The organism is Bacillus sp. FSL W8-0848 (assembly GCF_038007805.1).
GTDB classification, from domain to species: Bacteria; Bacillota; Bacilli; order Bacillales; family Bacillaceae; genus Bacillus; species Bacillus glycinifermentans.
Window position 1 is genome coordinate 79140 of sequence record NZ_JBBOYB010000001.1, and the last position, 18361, is coordinate 97500.

At 47.4% G+C, this 18361-nt stretch carries 16 protein-coding genes and 2 rRNA genes (1 of these 18 running past the window's edge); all 18 read left to right on the top strand.

From position 1 onward, the window contains the following. The first annotated feature begins 62 nt into the window (after positions 1 to 62). Entirely contained in the window at positions 63 to 1493 is a 1431-nt protein-coding gene (tilS, locus tag NSQ39_RS00430) for a tRNA lysidine(34) synthetase TilS (protein ID WP_046131806.1), read from the top strand. Beyond that, on the top strand, positions 1477 to 2016 hold the full coding sequence (gene hpt, locus NSQ39_RS00435; RefSeq protein WP_046131807.1) for a hypoxanthine phosphoribosyltransferase: 540 nt from the start codon (positions 1477 to 1479) through the stop codon (positions 2014 to 2016). Before tilS ends, hpt begins: the two co-directional genes overlap by 17 nt. Before the next feature lie 85 nt (positions 2017 to 2101). Next, positions 2102 to 4021, top strand: a complete 1920-nt coding sequence (ftsH, locus tag NSQ39_RS00440) for an ATP-dependent zinc metalloprotease FtsH (protein ID WP_046131808.1) — start codon at positions 2102 to 2104, stop codon at positions 4019 to 4021. A gap of 190 nt (positions 4022 to 4211) precedes the next feature. Then, positions 4212 to 4988 (top strand): type III pantothenate kinase, encoded by a 777-nt coding sequence (locus NSQ39_RS00445; protein WP_046131809.1) that lies wholly within the window; start codon positions 4212 to 4214, stop codon positions 4986 to 4988. Between the two features lie 10 nt (positions 4989 to 4998). After that, positions 4999 to 5868: an Hsp33 family molecular chaperone HslO gene (gene hslO / locus NSQ39_RS00450; RefSeq protein ID WP_046131810.1), complete on the top strand. Its 870-nt coding sequence runs from the start codon at positions 4999 to 5001 to the stop codon at positions 5866 to 5868. A 53-nt stretch (positions 5869 to 5921) separates the two neighbouring features. Next, the gene (locus NSQ39_RS00455; RefSeq protein WP_046131811.1) at positions 5922 to 6809 is read left to right on the top strand and encodes a peptidyl-prolyl cis-trans isomerase; all 888 of its coding nucleotides are present in this window, start codon (positions 5922 to 5924) and stop codon (positions 6807 to 6809) included. A gap of 77 nt (positions 6810 to 6886) precedes the next feature. Continuing rightward, positions 6887 to 7813: a cysteine synthase A gene (cysK, locus tag NSQ39_RS00460; protein WP_046131812.1), complete on the top strand. Its 927-nt coding sequence runs from the start codon at positions 6887 to 6889 to the stop codon at positions 7811 to 7813. A gap of 150 nt (positions 7814 to 7963) precedes the next feature. After that, on the top strand, positions 7964 to 9394 hold the full coding sequence (locus NSQ39_RS00465; protein ID WP_175077186.1) for an anthranilate synthase component I family protein: 1431 nt from the start codon (positions 7964 to 7966) through the stop codon (positions 9392 to 9394). Continuing rightward, positions 9391 to 9975 (top strand): aminodeoxychorismate/anthranilate synthase component II, encoded by a 585-nt coding sequence (gene pabA / locus NSQ39_RS00470; RefSeq protein ID WP_046131814.1) that lies wholly within the window; start codon positions 9391 to 9393, stop codon positions 9973 to 9975. Before NSQ39_RS00465 ends, pabA begins: the two co-directional genes overlap by 4 nt. Then, the gene (gene pabC / locus NSQ39_RS00475; protein ID WP_046131815.1) at positions 9972 to 10829 is read left to right on the top strand and encodes an aminodeoxychorismate lyase; all 858 of its coding nucleotides are present in this window, start codon (positions 9972 to 9974) and stop codon (positions 10827 to 10829) included. Before pabA ends, pabC begins: the two co-directional genes overlap by 4 nt. A gap of 17 nt (positions 10830 to 10846) precedes the next feature. Beyond that, the gene (gene folP, locus NSQ39_RS00480) at positions 10847 to 11704 is read left to right on the top strand and encodes a dihydropteroate synthase (RefSeq protein WP_175077187.1); all 858 of its coding nucleotides are present in this window, start codon (positions 10847 to 10849) and stop codon (positions 11702 to 11704) included. Next, entirely contained in the window at positions 11697 to 12059 is a 363-nt protein-coding gene (gene folB / locus NSQ39_RS00485; RefSeq protein ID WP_175077189.1) for a dihydroneopterin aldolase, read from the top strand. Before folP ends, folB begins: the two co-directional genes overlap by 8 nt. Then, positions 12056 to 12556: a 2-amino-4-hydroxy-6-hydroxymethyldihydropteridine diphosphokinase gene (folK, locus tag NSQ39_RS00490; RefSeq protein ID WP_046131817.1), complete on the top strand. Its 501-nt coding sequence runs from the start codon at positions 12056 to 12058 to the stop codon at positions 12554 to 12556. The genes folB and folK overlap by 4 nt, the downstream gene beginning before the upstream one ends. Then, the gene (locus NSQ39_RS00495) at positions 12508 to 12717 is read left to right on the top strand and encodes a helix-turn-helix domain-containing protein (RefSeq protein WP_031304995.1); all 210 of its coding nucleotides are present in this window, start codon (positions 12508 to 12510) and stop codon (positions 12715 to 12717) included. Before folK ends, NSQ39_RS00495 begins: the two co-directional genes overlap by 49 nt. Before the next feature lie 16 nt (positions 12718 to 12733). Further along, positions 12734 to 13735 (top strand): tRNA dihydrouridine synthase DusB, encoded by a 1002-nt coding sequence (gene dusB / locus NSQ39_RS00500; protein ID WP_046131819.1) that lies wholly within the window; start codon positions 12734 to 12736, stop codon positions 13733 to 13735. An 83-nt stretch (positions 13736 to 13818) separates the two neighbouring features. Continuing rightward, on the top strand, positions 13819 to 15318 hold the full coding sequence (gene lysS / locus NSQ39_RS00505; protein ID WP_046131820.1) for a lysine--tRNA ligase: 1500 nt from the start codon (positions 13819 to 13821) through the stop codon (positions 15316 to 15318). Positions 15319 to 15614: 296 nt separating this feature from the next. Further along, positions 15615 to 17164: ribosomal RNA gene (locus NSQ39_RS00510) — 16S ribosomal RNA — on the top strand. 241 nt (positions 17165 to 17405) lie between these two features. Continuing rightward, a 23S ribosomal RNA gene (locus tag NSQ39_RS00515) occupies positions 17406 to 18361 on the top strand; it runs 1976 nt beyond the window's last position. Together the 16S and 23S rRNA genes form the textbook arrangement of a ribosomal RNA operon.

Sequence of the window (18361 nt, forward strand, 5' to 3'; positions counted from 1 at the left end):
ATTGAAAGTGTTAGGATATTTATATCTTTTGAAATACAGCCTGCTTTTAGTGGGAGGACATCGTGAAAAGTATTGAAGAGTTTATGAAAAAAAACGATCTGTCTTTTGACGAAGCGACGATCATTGCCGGGGTCTCCGGAGGACCTGATTCGATGGCTCTGCTTCATGCGTTGAAATATACGATTCCTGCTTCAGCGACACTGATTGCCGCACACGTCGATCATATGTTCAGAGGCGCTGAGTCTGAACAGGACATGCGGTTTGTACAGGGATTTTGCGAAGCAGAGGGCATTCTTTGCGAGGCGCTGCAGATTAACGTTCAAAAGTATGCAGCCGAAAAAAATCTCAACAAACAGGCGGCGGCAAGGGAAGTGCGCTTTCGCTTCTTTAAAGACCTGATGGAAAAGCATCGTGCGGAATATTTGGCCCTCGCTCATCATGGAGATGATCAAATCGAGACGATGCTGATGAAGTTGGCGAAGGGAACCGTCGGTTTAGGACTAGCCGGCATCCGGCCAAAGCGGCGATTTGGAGAGGGGTGGCTGATCAGGCCGTTTCTCGGTCTTTCCAAGAAAGACATTTTGGATTACTGCAAGGCGAATCATGTACCGTTTAGAACAGATCCGAGCAATGATAAAGATGATTATACGCGGAACAGGTTCCGGCATCATGTTCTCCCTTTCTTGAAGGCGGAGTCGGAAGATGTCCATAAGCGTTTTCAAACAGTCGGCGATTCATTGGCTGAAGATGAAATATACTTACAGGCATTAACGAAAGATAAAATGAATACAGTAATCACAGACAAGTCAAGTTCCAGCGTCACGATCAGCGCTGAGCGGCTTCTTGAACTGCCTTTGCCTTTACAAAGAAGAGGAGTTCAACTAATATTAAACTATCTTTATGAAAACGTTCCATCTGCGTTTTCAGCCCATCATATTAAAGTCTTTCTGGATTGGATTTCAAAAAAAGATCCGTCCGGTTCGCTTGATTTTCCAAATGGGTTAAAAGTGGTCAAATCTTATCATACATGTTTGTTTACATTTCACCCGTTGCAATGTGAAAATATTTCCTATCATTATGAAATAAATGGAGCAGACGAAGAAGACCTGATGCTTCCGGGCGGCTCCTCCCTTCATGTGTCAAGACAAGGCAAAGACCTTGCGTTGAGAGGAAATGATGTTTTCGCAACAAGTCCCAGGCAGGTTCATTTCCCCCTTTATGTGCGGACAAGGCAAAAAGGGGACAGAATCAAACTTAAAGGGATGAACGGCTCAAAAAAGGTAAAAGATATATTTATTGATGAAAAAGTGCCTCTTGCGAAAAGAGACAGCTGGCCCATTGTGACAGACGCGGAAGGAAGGATTATCTGGATACCGGGTCTGAAAAAAACCGATTTTGAGGAACTTGATGTTACAAACAATGATCGCATTGTATTACAATATAGACAGCATGAAAAGTGTAGGGGGCTAGCAAAGAATGAAACACGATATTGAGAATATTTTGATCTCCGAGGATGAGATCCAGCAGAAAGTCAAGGAGCTCGGCGCGTCCTTAACGGAAGAGTATAGCGGCAAGTTCCCGCTGGCCATCGGTGTATTGAAGGGGGCCATGCCATTTATGGCTGACCTTATCAAGCATATTGATACTTATTTGGAAATGGATTTCATGGATGTATCAAGCTACGGCAATTCCACGGTATCTTCCGGAGAGGTTAAAATCATTAAGGATTTGGATACGTCTGTAGAGGGCCGTGACATCTTGATTATTGAAGACATCATCGACAGTGGGCTGACTTTGAGTTATCTTGTAGAGCTCTTCCGATACCGCAAGGCGAAGTCGATTAAGATTGTTACCCTTCTTGATAAACCGAGCGGGCGCAAGGCGGATATCAAAGCGGACTACGTCGGTTTTGAGGTTCCGGATGCTTTCGTTGTAGGATACGGTCTTGACTATGCGGAACGATACCGCAATTTGCCGTACATCGGAGTGCTAAAACCGGCGGTTTATGAAAGCTGATTGGGTAAGGGATATCTGTTGTATTGGAACGATTTTCTATGATACTATTGAACATAGTTGTGCTTACTGTGGGAGGAGGTAAGGAATGAATCGGGTCTTCCGTAATACCATTTTTTATTTACTTATTTTATTAGTTGTGATCGGAGTTGTGAGCTACTTCCAAACCGCAAATCCGAAAACCGAAAATATGACGTACAGTGACTTTGTTTCAAACCTTGAAAACGGGAAGGTTACTAATGTTTCCATGCAGCCTGTGAGAGGTGTGTATGAGGTCAGAGGGCAGCTGAAAAATTATGCCAAAGACCAGTATTTCCTGACCCATGTACCTGAAGGAAGCGGGGCAGACCAGATTGTTGCCGACGCTAAGAAAATGAAGGTGCTAGTTGAACCTGCTCAGGAAACGAGCGGATGGGTGACCTTCTTTACCACCATAATCCCTTTTGTTATTATCTTCATTCTTTTCTTCTTCCTGCTTAATCAGGCTCAAGGCGGCGGTAGCCGTGTCATGAACTTTGGTAAAAGCAAGGCGAAGCTCTATACCGAAGAAAAGAAACGCGTCAAATTTAAAGATGTGGCAGGAGCGGATGAGGAGAAGCAAGAGCTGGTAGAAGTCGTTGACTTCCTGAAAGATCCGCGCAAATTCGTTGAGCTCGGAGCGAGAATTCCGAAAGGCGTGCTTTTAGTCGGACCTCCGGGAACCGGTAAAACATTGTTGGCGAAAGCTTGTGCGGGTGAAGCGGGCGTGCCTTTCTTCAGCATAAGCGGATCAGACTTCGTTGAAATGTTCGTCGGGGTCGGTGCATCCCGTGTGCGCGACTTGTTTGAAAATGCAAAGAAAAATGCGCCTTGTCTGATTTTCATCGATGAAATTGATGCCGTCGGACGCCAGCGGGGAGCCGGCCTTGGCGGCGGTCACGATGAACGTGAACAAACGCTGAACCAGCTGCTTGTTGAAATGGACGGATTCAGCGCCAATGAAGGGATCATTATTATCGCTGCGACAAACCGCGCCGATATCCTAGACCCTGCATTGCTGCGCCCGGGACGCTTTGACCGTCAAATCACGGTTGACCGTCCGGATGTTAAAGGACGTGAAGCTGTCCTGAAAGTACACGCGAGAAATAAACCGCTTGATGAATCGGTAAACTTAAAAGCGATTGCGATGAGAACGCCTGGATTCTCAGGCGCGGACCTTGAGAACCTTCTCAATGAAGCTGCTCTTGTAGCGGCCCGTCATGACAAAAAGAAAATCGACATGACTGACATTGATGAGGCGACAGACCGTGTCATTGCAGGTCCTGCCAAGAAAAGCAGGGTTATTTCCAAAAAAGAACGCAATATCGTGGCATATCACGAAGCGGGTCACACCGTCATCGGCCTGGTGCTGGACGAAGCCGATATGGTGCACAAAGTAACGATCGTTCCCCGCGGCCAAGCGGGCGGTTATGCCGTCATGCTGCCTAGGGAAGACCGTTATTTCCAAACGAAGCCGGAGCTTCTTGATAAAATCGTCGGCCTGCTTGGAGGACGCGTATCTGAAGAGATTATCTTCGGTGAAGTCAGCACGGGAGCCCATAACGACTTCCAGCGCGCTACGAACATTGCAAGACGGATGGTAACGGAATTCGGTATGTCCGAAAAACTTGGTCCGCTTCAGTTTGGACAGTCGCAAGGCGGCCAGGTATTCTTAGGCCGCGACTTCAACAATGACCAAAACTACAGCGATGCGATCGCGTACGAAATCGATAAGGAAATTCAGCGTATCATTAAAGAATGTTATGAACGCGCGAAAGAGATCCTGACCGAGAAACGCGAAAAACTTGAATTGATCGCCCAAACATTGCTGGAAGTTGAAACGCTCGATGCTGAGCAAATCAAGCATCTGTACGAAAACGGAAGACTTCCTGACAGCGATGTTTCAGCTGATCATGAGAAAACAGATGATGTGAAAGTGAACATCAACAAACGAGAAGATCAAGAGAAAAAAGAGGATGAAAAAGAGTAACCGGCTCGCTTTCCATTCTTGAAAGAAAAACTGCCAAACATTGCTTTTGGCAGTTTTTTTGTTTTTCGTTCGGACATCGGTTTCCCCGGACAGTTTTGATTCGTTTACAAAAAGAATCGGCATCGTGTATTGTATGATGGTAGAATGTTTTATGTCCAAGTAAGAGAAACTAGTCAAAAGTGGTGATAAGATGTTACTTGTTATAGATGTGGGAAATACGAACACCGTTCTCGGTGTATATCATAACGGAGAGCTCGAATATCACTGGCGCATCGAAACGAGCCGCCATAAAACAGAGGATGAATTCGGCATGCTCATTCGTTCTTTATTTGATTATGTGGGATTGATGTTTGACCAAATTGAAGGAATCATCATCTCTTCCGTTGTCCCGCCGATCATGTTCGCGCTCGAAAGAATGTGCACCAAATATTTTCACATCGAACCGCAAATTGTCGGTCCCGGAATGAAAACGGGATTAAATATCAAATACGATAATCCGAAAGAGGTCGGGGCAGACCGCATCGTAAATGCTGTCGCGGCCATACATCTCTACGGAAGCCCGCTGATCGTGGTTGATTTTGGAACGGCGACAACGTACTGTTATATTAATGAGCATAAGGAATATATGGGCGGAGCGATCGCACCCGGTATCACGATATCGACCGAAGCCCTTTATTCGAGAGCTGCCAAGCTTCCGAGAATTGAAATTGCCCGGCCGGATAACATCATCGGCAAAAGTACGGTCAGCGCGATGCAATCCGGCATTCTTTACGGCTATGTCGGACAGGTCGAGGGCATTGTCAAACGGATGAAATGGCAATCGCGGCAAAATCCGAAAGTAATTGCGACAGGCGGTCTTGCATCATTGATTGCTGATGAATCCGACTGCATCGATGTCGTAGATCCCTTCCTTACGTTAAAGGGGCTGGAACTGATTTACGAACGGAATCGCGTGGAAAGTGTTTAGGAGGATGACGATGGATTATTTAGTAAAAGCCATAGCATATGACGGCAAAGTCCGCGCATATGCAGCGAGAACGACAGAAACGATACATGAAGCGCAAAGGCGCCACAATACATGGCCTACTGCCTCTGCCGCTTTAGGCAGAACGATGACAGCGGCCGTGATGCTCGGTGCGATGCTGAAAGGCGAAGACAAGCTTACGGTTAAAATCGAAGGGGGCGGGCCGATCGGGGCCATTGTCGCCGACGGGAACGCAAAAGGTGAAGTAAGGGGATATGTCTCAAATCCGCACGTTCATTTCGATTTGAATGAACAAGGGAAGCTTGACGTCAGAAGAGCGGTCGGAACTTCCGGGACATTAAGCGTTGTGAAAGATCTCGGGATGCGAGAGCTGTTTACGGGTCAGGTTGAGATCGTTTCCGGAGAGCTCGGCGAGGATTTTACGTATTATCTCGTTTCGTCCGAGCAAGTTCCGTCATCCGTAGGTGTCGGCGTTCTCGTCAATCCAGACAATACGATTTTGGCGGCCGGCGGGTTTATCATTCAGCTGCTACCGGGCACTGATGATGCAACCATTACAAAGCTTGAAACCAATTTATCTAAAGTGGAGCCGATATCTAAGCTGATTCAAAAGGGCCTTACACCTGAAGCGGTGCTTAGCGCCGTCTTGGGAGAGGAGCCGGAAGTGCTTGAGACTGTTCCCGTCCGCTTTGCGTGCAATTGTTCAAAAGAGCGCTTTGCAAGAGGGATTATCGGACTTGGCAAACAGGAGATTCAGGCGATGATCGATGAAGACGGCAAGGCCGAAGCGCAATGCCATTTCTGCAATGAAACGTATTTGTTTACAAAGGAAGAGCTTGAAGCGCTTCTGAATGAGATATAATACCCGCTACCCGTTAGCGGGTCTTTTACAATCAGGAAAGGGGAGAAACAAATTTGAAATCAAGACTGGTGCCGATCGTATTGGGCGCACTTTTCGTCAATTGCATTGTCATCGCATACGTCCTAACAAAATCGATGACCGCTTCTTCTTCAAGTGCTCAGGAGGTTATTGCCAACATTGGCAATAACGAAATTACGAGGGAAGAATGGCTGAGTAAAATGGAAGAGCGGTACGGTAAATCAACATTGGAGGATATGATTAATGACCGGGTCGTCGACCAGCTCGCTGAAAAAAACAAAATCAGCGTCTCTAAAGACGAAATCGACAGGGAATTTCTTCTGATCAAAGCCGTATACAATTCTTTTTACGAGGATGAAGGCACGACGGAAAAAGAGTGGAGAGAGCAAATCAGGCATAATATCCTTCTTGAAGAACTGCTGACGAAAGATGTCGTCATTTCTGATAGCGAATTAAAATCGTTTTACCAAAAAAACAAGGACTTATACACATTCGATGATTCCTACCGGCTGAAGCACATCGTTGTAAAAGATAAAAGCGAAGCAGAGCGGGTCTTAAAAGAGTTGAAGGACGGTTCAAGCTTTGAAGCAGCCGCCGCGGAACATTCGACAGACCGGTATACGGCTCCATACGGAGGAGACCTTGGATTCGTCAACGAGCAGCGGGATAATGTCCCTTCAGAATACATAGAGACGGCCAAACGTCTAAAAGACGATCAATGGACGACAGAGCCGCTTAAAGTCAGCCAAGGCTATGCGATCGTCCTCCGAAAGGAAAAGCTTGACGGGCGGGCATTTACATACGATCAAGTGAAAAAACAAATCCGAAGGCAGATTGCCATGGATCAATTGGGTGATAAAGCATCGGTCAAAACGCTTTGGAAAGATGCGGATGTTTCATGGTTCTATGACCGAAAAAAATAAACATTGACAAAATATTTTGATATTGATAAATTATTTATAATCCCAATAAAAATACTCGGAAATTGAGGTGTTCATAATTGGTTCGCGTTGCAAACTCTGTTTATGACTTAATTGGAAATACACCGATCGTAAAATTAAATCGACTAGCCGGCGAAGACAGCGCCGATGTATATGTAAAACTGGAGTATATGAATCCGGGAAGCAGTGTAAAAGACCGGATTGCGCTTGCGATGATCGAAGACGCTGAAGAAAAAGGCCTTTTGAAAGAGGGAGACACCCTCATTGAGCCGACAAGCGGAAATACGGGAATCGGCCTGGCGATGGTTGCTGCCGCAAAAGGCATTAAAGCGATTCTCGTCATGCCTGATACGATGAGTTCTGAACGCCGCAACCTTCTTCGCGCTTACGGTGCTGAGCTCGTGCTGACGCCGGGTGCGGAAGGTATGAAAGGGGCCATTAAAAAGGCGGAAGAGCTTGCAAAAGAGCACGGCTATTTCATGCCGCAGCAATTCAACAACCCTGCGAATGCTGAGATTCATCGCCGTACGACAGGCCGGGAAATCGCGGAGCAATTCGGCGATGAAGGTCTTGATGCGTTCATCGCAGGTATCGGAACTGGCGGAACGATCACAGGTGCAGGAGAAGTGCTGAAAGAAAAATACCCATCCATCAAAATATACGCGGTTGAGCCGACAGACTCGCCGGTTCTTTCCGGAGGAAAACCGGGCCCGCATAAAATACAGGGAATCGGAGCAGGATTCGTTCCTGAGATTTTGAATACCGATGTTTATGATGAAATCATCACGGTTAAAAATGAAGAAGCCTTCGAATATGCCCGCAAAGCAGCGAAAGAAGAAGGAGTGCTCGGCGGAATCTCTTCAGGTGCTGCAATTTTTGCCGCGCTTCAGGTCGCCAAAAAGCTTGGCAAAGGCAAAAAAGTGCTCGCGGTGCTCCCGAGCAACGGAGAAAGATACTTGAGCACGCCGCTTTATCAATTTGAATAAATACGTACGGAAACCTGTAGGCCGTCGACATTGTCGGCGGTTTTTTGTGTTTTCGCGTTTTTTTACGGATTGGAAACGAAATTCTCTTTTCCTAGAAAAAAGATATGCTTTACAATAAGGACAGTAGAATAACGGCAGAGGAATGATACGATGAGACAACGAAGGCCCGTAGCTAGAACGTTTTCCTTTTCCAATGAACGTTTCTTACAGCGGTATGAGCACCTTTCCAAAGGGAAAGAACATCATGTTCTTCTGGAAAGCGCCAGAGGCGGCGAATACAGCATTGCCGGTCTTGATCCCGTGGCCATAGCGAAAGGAAAAGATGGCATCACAACGATTCATTATAAAGGGGAGACCATATTCAAAGAGGGAGATCCGTTTTTGCAGTTCACAAGGTGGTTTCAAACGCTGAAAACGGAGACGGTTGCAAATTTTCCGGATTTTCAGGGAGGGGCTGTCGGCTTTTTAAGCTATGATTATGCCCGGTATATCGAAAAATTTAAGCTCCTGTCAATCGATGACCTGCAAACGCCTGATTTATTTTTTCTCGTGTTCGACGATTTGGCCGTTTATGATCATGCAAAGGAGCAGCTTTGGCTGATCACCCACACCGAAGGGGACGAGCTCTCCCTAGCTCATGAGAAGCTGGATCTGCTAGAAAAGATGTGGAAATTAGAGGACGGTGAAGCGGTAAAACGTGAAGAGCCCGCTGAAAACAGGGGCGCATCATTTGCTTCATCGTTTACCGAAGCCGGTTTTTCACAAGCCGTGGAGAAAATAAAGCAGTACATTGCAAGCGGAGACGTCTTTCAGGTTAACCTCTCTTTGCGGCAGTCAGAAAAGCTGTCGGCACCGCCATTTGACGTCTATAAAATGTTAAGGGAAGTGAATCCGTCACCTTACATGGCCTATTTGGAGACGCCCGACTTTCAAGTGATTTGCGGATCGCCCGAACTGCTCATTAAAAAGAAAGGGAAGCTTCTTGAAACAAGGCCGATCGCAGGGACGAGATCCCGGGGAAGAGATGAGGCAGAGGATGAATCGCTTGCAAACGAACTGATCATGAATGAGAAAGAACGCGCGGAACATGTCATGCTTGTTGATCTGGAGCGAAATGACCTTGGAAGGGTATCAAAATACGGTTCGGTTCGCGTCAATGAATTTATGGTGATTGAAAAGTACTCCCATGTGATGCACATTGTGTCAAACGTGTGCGGGGAAATAAGAGATGAGTGCGACGCCGTAGACGTAATCCATGCCGTATTCCCGGGAGGAACGATTACCGGGGCGCCGAAAGTCAGAACGATGGAAATTATTGAGGAGCTTGAGCCGACGCGGCGAGGGCTTTATACTGGTTCTATAGGATGGTTCGGATATAATCAAGATATGCACTTTAATATCGTCATCCGGACGATCTATGTTAAAGCAGGCCATGCGTTCATGCAGTCGGGGGCGGGAATCGTCATCGATTCAAACCCTAAGCATGAATACAAGGAATCGTTCAAAAAGGCCATAGCGATGAAAAAGGCGATAGAGCTGAGTGAAGAAGAGAAAAAAGAGCATAGGAGAGTTGAGAAATGATTTTAATGATCGACAATTATGATTCGTTTACGTACAATTTGGTTCAGTATTTAGGAGAGCTTGGCGAAGAGCTCGTCGTGAAGCGGAATGATGAGGTCACGATCGCAGATATCGAAGACATGTCCCCTGACTTTCTGATGATTTCACCTGGACCGTGCAGTCCGGATGAAGCAGGGATCAGCCTTGAAGCAATTCGGGCTTTTGCTGGGAGGATTCCGATTTTCGGCGTCTGTCTCGGACATCAGTCGATCGCTCAGGTCTTCGGCGGCGATGTGGTCAGGGCGGAACGTTTGATGCACGGGAAAACATCCGAGATTTTACACGACGGGTTAACGATCTTTAAAAATCTTGAAAACCCGCTGACCGCCACCCGATATCATTCACTGATCGTAAAGCCGGAAACGCTGCCTGAATGCTTTGTCACATCAGCATGGACGGTAGAAGGAGAAATCATGGCGATCAGGCATAAGGAATTGCCGGTTGAAGGCGTCCAATTCCATCCGGAGTCCATCATGACCTCCTTCGGAAAAGACATGCTGAAAAACTTTATTAAGACATACCGAAAGAAAGTGAATGCATGATCATTTACCTGAACGGTCAATACGTGGAAGAGGGGGAAGCGAGGCTTTCTCCGTTTGACCACGGTTTTCTATATGGAATCGGTGTTTTTGAAACATTTCGCCTTTATGAAGGGAAGCCATTCCTCTTGGAACGGCATATGGAACGGCTTGAAAAATCAGTAAGTGATCTGAAAATTGAAGTTTCGCTTAACAAGGATGATGTAACGGACGTGCTGAACAGGCTTCTGGAGCTGAATCAGCCGCCAAACGGAGATGCGAGGGTCCGCTTGAATGTATCTGCGGGCCCCTCTCCGTCAGGGCTTTCTGCCGATTCGTACAAACAGCCCTGCGTCATGGTGATCATGAATGCCTTTGACCCTTCAGCTGTACCGGCTGAAAAGGAAGGGGTTGTGCTGAACGTCCGCAGAAATACCCCGGAGGGCCTGTTTCGCCTGAAATCCCATCATTTTTTGAATAATTTATACGGAAAAAGAGAAATCGGAAATGATCCGTTAAAAGAAGGGATCTTTCTGACGGACGGCGGAGCTGTGGCTGAAGGAATTGTTTCCAATATTTTTTGGACAAGAGATGGATGCGTGTATACACCTTCACTCAAGACGGGGATTTTAGACGGAGTGACAAGACGCTATATCATGGAGTGCCTTGAAAAAATGGATGTCGACGTCAGGCAGGGGGAATACCCGTTGGAACATCTGCTTGGTGCGGATGAAGCCTGGATGACCAATTCCGTTCAGGAAATCGTGCCTTTCCGGAACATCGGCAATGCCCTGTTTCCGGGAAAGGATGGAAGCCTGACAAAAAGTCTGCAAGAGGTATACACTAACGATAGAAAATGCATCAAAGACTATAACTGATCTAAAGGGTGAAGGATATGGCGCCGCAAACATTGGCCCGTTCAAAACGGTTGATTGCAAAACACCATACGTTGTCATATGAAGACAAAACGTTGATTATGGGAATTTTAAACGTGACTCCTGATTCGTTTTCGGACGGAGGGAAATACAACAGCATAGATCGCGCATTGATTCATGCGAAACAAATGATAGAAGACGGCGCGCATATCATTGATATCGGAGGAGAATCAACAAGGCCCGGCTCCGTTGAGGTTTCTGCCGATGAAGAACTGGAAAGGGTCATACCTGTGATTGAAAAGCTGGTTCAGGAAATCGATGCGCCGATTTCGATAGACACATATAAGGCCCGCGTCGCGGATGAAGCGATAAAAGCCGGGGCTTCTATCATCAATGACGTATGGGGGGCAAAAGCAGATCCGGACATGGCGCCGGTCGCTGCTTCCCACGATGTGCCGATTATTTTAATGCACAATCGCAATGAGCGGAATTATACAAATTTGATACCGGACATGATTTCTGATTTGATGGAATGCATCAATCTTGCAAAAGCCGCCGGCGTCCCGGACCATCACATCATCTTGGATCCGGGGATCGGATTTGCGAAAACGTTTAAGGACAACCTTGCCGTCATGAACCAGCTCGAAGCGTTCTGCAATCTGGGGTATCCGGTTTTATTGGGGACTTCGCGCAAAACATTCATCGGCCGCGTTTTGGACCTTCCGCCTGAGGAGCGGGCAGAAGGTACGGGGGCGACGGTATGCCTGGGAATTCAAAAAGGGTGCGACATTGTCAGGGTTCACGATGTCAAGCAAATCTCAAGAATGGCGAAAATGATGGATGCCATGATTGATAAAGGAGGCGCTTATCATCGATAAAGTTTATGTTGAAGGTATGGAGTTTTACGGGTATCACGGCGTTTTCGACGAGGAGAACAAACTCGGTCAGCGATTTCGCGTCGATTTGACGGCCTATCTTGACCTGAGTGAAGCGGGGAAAACCGATCGTATTGATGCAACCATTAATTACGCCGAGCTTTATAAGCTTTGCAAAGAGGTCGTGGAAGGAGAGCCGGTCAACCTCGTCGAAACCCTAGCGGAAACAATAGCAGGGCACGTGCTCAAACAATTTCAGACGGTTCAGGAATGCACCGTAAAAGTGACAAAACCCGATCCGCCGATACCCGGCCACTATAAATCCGTAGCTATCGAAATGACGAGAAAGCGGACATGACACATACGGCATATATTGCGCTGGGCTCCAATATCGGCCAGCGGGAAGAATATTTAAAAAAAGCCGTCGCTCTCCTTCATCAGCATCCGTACGTGACGGTTACCGACGTGTCTTCGATTTATGAAACAGATCCCGTCGGGTATACCGACCAGGACCCATTTTTAAACATGGCGGCAAAAGTCAGGACGTCTCTTTCTCCGTTTGAACTGCTCAATTTGACGCAAAGCATCGAGAATGAGCTCGGCCGGACCCGCGAGGTCAGATGGGGCCCGAGAACGGCAGACCTTGACATTTTGCTGTATAATCGTGAAAATATTGAGACAGAGCAACTCACAGTTCCTCATCCGAGAATGCATGAACGTATGTTTGTACTCGTCCCGCTGCTGGAGATTTATCCGGATTTTGAGGGGTCTTGTGATCATGCAAAAAATCAAGAAGGTGTAAGGATATGGAAGCGGAAATCTGGGGTAGACGAATTCGTGCGTACAGAAAGCTGAAAGGTTATACTCAAGAAGGGTTTGCAAAAGCGCTCGGTATATCCGTTTCTGTACTAGGCGAGGTAGAACGGGGAAATCGTATGCCGTCGGAAAGCATGCTCAGGGATGTAGCCAATACGTTAAATATAACAGTGGAGGAATTATCTCCATCAGAAGAATAAGAAAGGAGGACTCAAAATGTTTAAAATCGGTGATATTGAATTGAAAAACAGGGTTGTGTTAGCGCCGATGGCCGGGGTGTGCAACTCCGCTTTCCGCCTGACTGTCAAAGAGTTCGGAGCGGGCCTCGTGTGCGCCGAAATGGTGAGCGACAAAGCGATCCTTTACAATAACGCAAAAACGATGGGAATGCTTTACATCGATGAACGCGAAAAGCCGCTCAGCCTGCAAATTTTCGGCGGTGAAAAGGAAACGCTTGTCGAAGCAGCAAAGTTTGTTGATCAAAACACGACAGCTGATATTATTGATATAAACATGGGATGTCCGGTACCGAAAATTACAAAATGCGATGCGGGAGCCAAATGGCTGCTCGATCCGAATAAAATTTATGAAATGGTTTCTGCCGTTGTTGAATCCGTGAATAAGCCCGTTACGGTCAAAATGAGAATGGGCTGGGACGAAGATCACATCTATGCGGTTGAAAATGCGAAAGCCGTTGAACGCGCAGGCGGAAAAGCGGTGGCTCTTCACGGCCGGACCCGCGTGCAAATGTATGAAGGAACGGCGAACTGGGATATTATCAAAGAAGTGAAGCAGTCTGTCTCAATCCCTGTCATCGGCAACGGTGACGTGAAAACGCCTCAGGATGCCAAACGCATGCTTGATGAAACAGGGGTGGACGGCGTCATGATCGGCCGCGCCGCTTTGGGTAATCCGTGGATGATTTACCGTACGGTTCATTACCTGGAAACGGGCGAGCTGAAAGATGAGCCGAAAGTGCGCGAAAAAATTTCTGTCTGCAAGCTTCACCTCGACCGTTTAATTAAGCTTAAAGGAGAGCATGTAGCGGTTCGCGAAATGAGAAAGCATGCAGCCTGGTATTTAAAAGGCATAAGAGGAAACGCAAAGGTCCGGAACGAAATCAACCATTGTGAAACAAGGGATGAGCTTGTTCAGCTGCTGGATGCGTTTACGATTGAAGCCGAGGCAAAAGAGCTTCAGGATGCAAAAGTAGGATAAATCCGACCTCTGCTCACTGCCAGTTTTCACTGGCAGTTTTTCTGCTTTTTTCCTGAAAGAATAAAAGTAACGGAGTGATACTGATGAGTCATGAAGAGCATAATCATGAAGAATTGAACGATCAACTGCAAGTCAGACGGGAAAAAATGAGTCAATTAAGGGAGAGCGGCAAAGATCCGTTCGGTCAGCGTTTTGACCGCTCGCATCAATCAGGCGAACTGATCGACCTGTACAACCAGTTTTCAAAAGAAGAGTTAGAAGAGAAAGCAATTGAAGTCACCATTGCAGGACGGATGATGACAAAACGCGGAAAAGGGAAAGCCGGGTTTGCGCATATTCAGGATTTACAAGGTCAAATTCAGATTTACGTAAGAAAAGACAGCGTCGGTGAAGAGCAGTATGAACTGTTTAAAAGCTCCGACTTGGGCGATATCGTCGGCGTCACAGGCGTCATGTTTAAAACGAATGTTGGCGAACTGTCTGTTAAAGCAACATCCTTTGACCTTTTAACGAAGGCTCTTCGCCCGCTTCCTGATAAATATCACGGCTTAAAAGACATAGAGCAGCGCTACCGCCAGCGTTATTTGGATTTGATCGTGAATCCGGACAGCAAAAAAACGTTTATTGCGCGCAGCAAAATCATTCAGTCTATGAGAAGATACTTGGACAGCCACGGATACTTAGAGGTTGAAACACCTATGATGCACTCGATCCCAGGCGGTGCGTCTGCCCGTCCGTTCATCACCCATCATAATGCGCTCGATATGCCGCTCTACATGAGGATCGCCATCGAGCTTCATCTGAAAAGGCTGATTGTCGGCGGGTTGGAAAAGGTTTATGAAATCGGACGCGTATTTCGCAATGAAGGTGTTTCTACCCGTCATAACCCTGAATTTACGATGATCGAACTGTATGAAGCTTATGCCGACTATAAAGATATCATGAGATTAACAGAAAACCTCATTGCTCACATTGCTGAGGAAGTACTGGGCACTACAACTGTTCAATACGGGGAGCATGAAGTCGATCTGAAACCTGAATGGAAGAGACTTCACATGGTTGATGCCGTTAAGGAATTGACCGGCGTTGATTTTTGGAAAGAAGTATCTTTGGATGAAGCGAGAGCATACGCAAAAGAGCACGGAGTTGAAATTTCTGAGAATATGTCAGTAGGGCATATCATCAATGAATTCTTTGAACAAAAAGTCGAAGAAACGCTTATTCAGCCGACCTTTATATACGGGCACCCGGTTGAAATATCGCCGCTTGCAAAGAAAAATCCGGAAGATCCTCGCTTTACGGACCGTTTTGAGCTGTTTATCGTGGGCCGTGAGCACGCGAATGCATTTACGGAACTAAATGACCCTATTGATCAAAAAGAGCGTTTTGAGGCGCAATTAAAAGAACGTGAAGAGGGTAATGATGAAGCTCATATGATGGATGAAGACTTCGTCGAAGCATTGGAATACGGAATGCCTCCGACAGGCGGTTTAGGAATCGGAATTGACCGGCTTATTATGCTGTTGACGAATTCTCCTTCAATCAGGGACGTTTTACTATTCCCGCAAATGAGACACCGCTAATTTTCTTTAAGCCGGAGCCGCTTCTACAGCGGTTCCGGCTTCATTTAAAACAAATTTAATTTTTTCTTAAAAAAGTATTGCACAATCGTAAATACGGTGGTATATTATTATTCGTTGCCGCAAAACAGGCAATGAAACAAAAAAGAGCTTAAAAAAAGTTCTTGACTTTATATTAGAGATTGGATATAATATAAAAGTCGCTTTAATAAATGATCTTTGAAAACTAAACAAGACAAAACGTACCTGTTAATTCAAATAAATCGCACATAAACGTGCGTAGTCATTTTCAAACTTTTTTTATGGAGAGTTTGATCCTGGCTCAGGACGAACGCTGGCGGCGTGCCTAATACATGCAAGTCGAGCGGACCGACGGGAGCTTGCTCCCTTAGGTCAGCGGCGGACGGGTGAGTAACACGTGGGTAACCTGCCTGTAAGACTGGGATAACTCCGGGAAACCGGGGCTAATACCGGATGCTTGTTTGAACCGCATGGTTCAAACATAAAAGGTGGCTTTTCGCTACCACTTACAGATGGACCCGCGGCGCATTAGCTAGTTGGTGGGGTAACGGCTCACCAAGGCGACGATGCGTAGCCGACCTGAGAGGGTGATCGGCCACACTGGGACTGAGACACGGCCCAGACTCCTACGGGAGGCAGCAGTAGGGAATCTTCCGCAATGGACGAAAGTCTGACGGAGCAACGCCGCGTGAGTGATGAAGGTTTTCGGATCGTAAAACTCTGTTGTTAGGGAAGAACAAGTACCGTTCGAACAGGGCGGTACCTTGACGGTACCTAACCAGAAAGCCACGGCTAACTACGTGCCAGCAGCCGCGGTAATACGTAGGTGGCAAGCGTTGTCCGGAATTATTGGGCGTAAAGCGCGCGCAGGCGGTTCTTTAAGTCTGATGTGAAAGCCCCCGGCTCAACCGGGGAGGGTCATTGGAAACTGGGGAACTTGAGTGCAGAAGAGGAGAGTGGAATTCCACGTGTAGCGGTGAAATGCGTAGAGATGTGGAGGAACACCAGTGGCGAAGGCGACTCTCTGGTCTGTAACTGACGCTGAGGCGCGAAAGCGTGGGGAGCGAACAGGATTAGATACCCTGGTAGTCCACGCCGTAAACGATGAGTGCTAAGTGTTAGAGGGTTTCCGCCCTTTAGTGCTGCAGCAAACGCATTAAGCACTCCGCCTGGGGAGTACGGTCGCAAGACTGAAACTCAAAGGAATTGACGGGGGCCCGCACAAGCGGTGGAGCATGTGGTTTAATTCGAAGCAACGCGAAGAACCTTACCAGGTCTTGACATCCTCTGACAACCCTAGAGATAGGGCTTCCCCTTCGGGGGCAGAGTGACAGGTGGTGCATGGTTGTCGTCAGCTCGTGTCGTGAGATGTTGGGTTAAGTCCCGCAACGAGCGCAACCCTTGATCTTAGTTGCCAGCATTCAGTTGGGCACTCTAAGGTGACTGCCGGTGACAAACCGGAGGAAGGTGGGGATGACGTCAAATCATCATGCCCCTTATGACCTGGGCTACACACGTGCTACAATGGGCAGAACAAAGGGCAGCGAAGCCGCGAGGCTAAGCCAATCCCACAAATCTGTTCTCAGTTCGGATCGCAGTCTGCAACTCGACTGCGTGAAGCTGGAATCGCTAGTAATCGCGGATCAGCATGCCGCGGTGAATACGTTCCCGGGCCTTGTACACACCGCCCGTCACACCACGAGAGTTTGTAACACCCGAAGTCGGTGAGGTAACCTTTTGGAGCCAGCCGCCGAAGGTGGGACAGATGATTGGGGTGAAGTCGTAACAAGGTAGCCGTATCGGAAGGTGCGGCTGGATCACCTCCTTTCTAAGGATATTATACGGAATGCAAGACCTTGCGGTCTTGCAGACAGGTGCGTTTAGTTCTTGTTTAGTTTTGAAGGATCATTTGATTCTTCGACATAGGAGACACCTGCTAAAGACGCCACGTCCTGTGGCAACGCATGTGTTAGCACATCCTGTGCGTTGTTCTTTGAAAACTAGATAACGATAGCAAGACATTCACATTCAATTGTAATGCAAGATATCACGTAGTGATTCTTTTTAACGGTTAAGTTAGAAAGGGCGCACGGTGGATGCCTTGGCACTAGGAGCCGATGAAGGACGGGACGAACACCGATATGCTTCGGGGAGCTGTAAGCAAGCTTTGATCCGGAGATTTCCGAATGGGGAAACCCACTGCTCGTAATGGAGCAGTATCCATATCTGAATCCATAGGATATGTGAAGGCAGACCCGGGGAACTGAAACATCTAAGTACCCGGAGGAAGAGAAAGCAAATGCGATTCCCTGAGTAGCGGCGAGCGAAACGGGAACAGCCCAAACCAAGAGGCTTGCCTCTTGGGGTTGTAGGACACTCTATACGGAGTTACAAAAGAACGGGGTAGACGAAGAGGTCTGGAAAGGCCCGCCATAGGAGGTAACAGCCCTGTAGTCAAAACTTCGTTCTCTCCTGAGTGGATCCTGAGTACGGCGGAACACGTGAAATTCCGTCGGAATCCGGGAGGACCATCTCCCAAGGCTAAATACTCCCTAGTGACCGATAGTGAACCAGTACCGTGAGGGAAAGGTGAAAAGCACCCCGGAAGGGGAGTGAAAGAGATCCTGAAACCGTGTGCCTACAAGTAGTCAGAGCCCGTTAACGGGTGATGGCGTGCCTTTTGTAGAATGAACCGGCGAGTTACGATCCCGTGCAAGGTTAAGTTTGAAAAGACGGAGCCGCAGCGAAAGCGAGTCTGAATAGGGCGCATGAGTACGTGGTCGTAGACCCGAAACCAGGTGATCTACCCATGTCCAGGGTGAAGTTCAGGTAACACTGAATGGAGGCCCGAACCCACGCACGTTGAAAAGTGCGGGGATGAGGTGTGGGTAGGGGTGAAATGCCAATCGAACCTGGAGATAGCTGGTTCTCTCCGAAATAGCTTTAGGGCTAGCCTCAAGGTAAGAGTCTTGGAGGTAGAGCACTGATTGGACTAGGGGCCCCTACCGGGTTACCGAATTCAGTC